General features: G+C 50.1%; 1 protein-coding gene. It reads right to left on the reverse strand.

Going from position 1 to position 2,549, the window contains the following annotated elements; all coding sequences use genetic code 11:
• Nucleotides 1–334: 334 nt before the first annotated feature.
• Nucleotides 335–2,443, reverse strand: coding sequence for a M3 family metallopeptidase (locus H6F50_RS04465; protein ID WP_190426753.1), 2,109 nt, complete (start codon nucleotides 2,441–2,443; stop codon nucleotides 335–337).
• Nucleotides 2,444–2,549 lie beyond the last annotated feature (106 nt).

Here is a 2,549-nt window from a genome sequence, read left to right on the forward strand (position 1 = left end):
ACTTCTAGGCTGGAAGTCGAACGAATGTCATCGATTGGGTTTATAAAATGACCGAGAAACCAACCAGAACGATTTGCACCTTCACTATGAGCATTCCCAACAACAACATTAGACGGCATTTGCGAATCCTTGCTTATATGCAAGTATTAATTTTATAAAACTCAGCAAAATTATCAAGTCGGATGACTAAGTGTTAACGCACAAGTGCTAACGCACAAATGTGAACGCACACAGATTGTGCAAAATCTTAGGCATTGTAGAGACGCAAAATTCTACGTCTCTACAGGATGGGATTTCTCTCTACTCCCGGCGAGATTTCCCGGCGAAATGTTCCTTAACGGGACGCCACGGCTAAGCCGCTATGGCGCAGTAAAGGCTCCGTACTCGGTTCCCGTCCCCGGAAGGACTTGAACACTTCCATCGGGTGTAAGCTACCACCCAGCGCCAACACGGTGTCGCGGAAGCGCTTACCTGTAGAAGCTACAGCCGTCTCATCTTCTAAACCAGCGTCTTCAAAAGCTGCAAAGGCATCAGCACTGAGAACTTCAGCCCACTTGTAGCTGTAATAACCCGCCGCATAGCCGCCAGCAAAGATATGTCCGAACCCGCATAAAAAGGAGTCTTCTGGCAGAGGGGACAAAATTGTTGTGGTTTTGGCAATGCGGTTCCGCACATCAGCCACAGTTTCATTGCCACCCGGTTGATAGCGATGGTGCAGTTCAATGTCAACTAAGCTAAAGTGCAATTGCCGCAGCGTGCCAGTACCGCTCATGTAGTTGCGTGCTGCCAAAAGCTTTTGGTAATAATGCTCTGGTAAGGTTTCCCCGGTTTCGTAGTGCTTCGCCATTCCCATCAAAGTGGGTCGGTCATAGCACCAGTTTTCCATGAACTGGCTGGGTAATTCTACAGCATCCCATTCCACATTGTTGATGCCTGCCGCCCCAGGATAATCCACCTTGGTCAGCATATGTTGCAAGCCGTGACCAAATTCGTGGAATAAGGTTTCTACCTCGCCAAAGGTCATCAGGCTGGGTTTGCCATCGACTGGGGGAGTCTGGTTGCAGACCAAATAGGCGACGGGTAAGCGTGTGGTGGGCGTGCCAGCTTCGATAATTTTGGCACGGACTAGGCACTCGTCCATCCAGGCACCGCCGCGCTTTTCGGCTGGACGGCTGAAAGGATCTAAATAGAAGTATGCGATCGCATTCCCTGTTTCATCGGCAATCTGGAAGTAACGCACATCCTCATTCCACACTGGGGCTTGACCATCAGCCGCCGTGACGGTAATTCCAAATAACCGCTTGACGAGGCTGAATAGCCCATCTAGCACTTGCGGTAAGGGGAAGTAAGGGCGTAACTCTTCTGCACTGAAGGCGAACTTTTCTTCCCGCTGGCGTTCCGACCAAAAGCTGATATCCCAGTGCTTCAAGTCGCTGCTTTCTGCGGCTCCTTTACTAGCAGCATAAGCTTTTAATTCTTCTAATTCCTTCTTAGCAGCATCATAACTAGCGCCGCGCAGTTCATCTAGCAGCGCCTCAACTGCTTCAACGCTAGGAGCCATTTTTCGGGCTAAGCTTAACTCGGCAAAACTGTCAAAACCGAGTAGCTTTGCCTTTTCTTGGCGCAGTTGCAATATGCGTTCGATGAGTGGGGTGTTATCCAACTCGCCACTCGATGCACGGCTGACATAGGCTTTATAAAGCTTTTCGCGCAAGTCCCGACGGGTGCTGTGCTGCAAGAAAGGGCCAAAGCTGGGAAAATCCAGGGTGATGCGCCAAGGGCCATTTTCAGGGGTGGCATTTTCTTCGCCAGCAGCACGGGCAGTTTGAGCGGCTAGACTCACTAAACTGGGCGGTAAGCCGTCAACTTCCTCTTTGTTGGTGAGGGTCAGGCTAAATGCTTTAGTGGCGTCGAGGACGTGGTTAGAGAACTTGGTAGAAAGTTCTGCTAATTCGAGTTGAATGGCGTTGAAGCGATCGCGCTTTTCTCCTTCCAACCCAACACCGGAAAGTTCGGCATCCTTGATCGCTGATTCTACAATCCGCTTTTGGGCTGATTCCAGGCTATCCCAAGCGTTGCTACTTTGCAGTGCCTTAAATGCTTCATACAGCGGCTTACTTTGGTTCAGCTTGTTGGAAAACTGCACCACTTTTGGCTGAACGGTTTCGTGAGCTTCGCGGATTTCGGGGCTATTCTTCACAGCCATCAAATGACCGACAATGCCCCAACTCCAGGTTAAGCGTTCTACCAGTTGTTGGAGGGGTTCGACTAAACCGCTCCAAGTCGGTTCTACCTGGGTTTCTAGGGTGGCAAGTTCCTGTTCTAGTTCAGCCAGTAGCTGCGTCATCCCCGGAACGACGTGTTCCGGCTTGATGGCATCAAACGGGGGCAGCCCTTTGCCGATGAGTAACGGGTTATCAGTAATAATGGCGTTTGCACTCATAGGTGATTTGTTTGTAAACGTATTTGGGCTGAATCGTCCTTGTTATCCGATCTTAAGAAAAAAATCAGCTACCCTTACAGGGTGGTTAACCGTAGCGAAGTTGCGG

Origin of the sequence: Coleofasciculus sp. FACHB-712, from assembly GCF_014695635.1 — a bacterium.
In the GTDB taxonomy this organism is placed as follows: domain Bacteria; phylum Cyanobacteriota; class Cyanobacteriia; order Cyanobacteriales; family FACHB-T130; genus FACHB-T130.

Excerpts from the sequence above, each read along its gene's own strand:
- H6F50_RS04465 (WP_190426753.1), bottom strand. The coding sequence starts at position 2,443 with ATGAGTGCAAACGCCATTATTACTGATAACCCGTTACTCATCGGCAAA.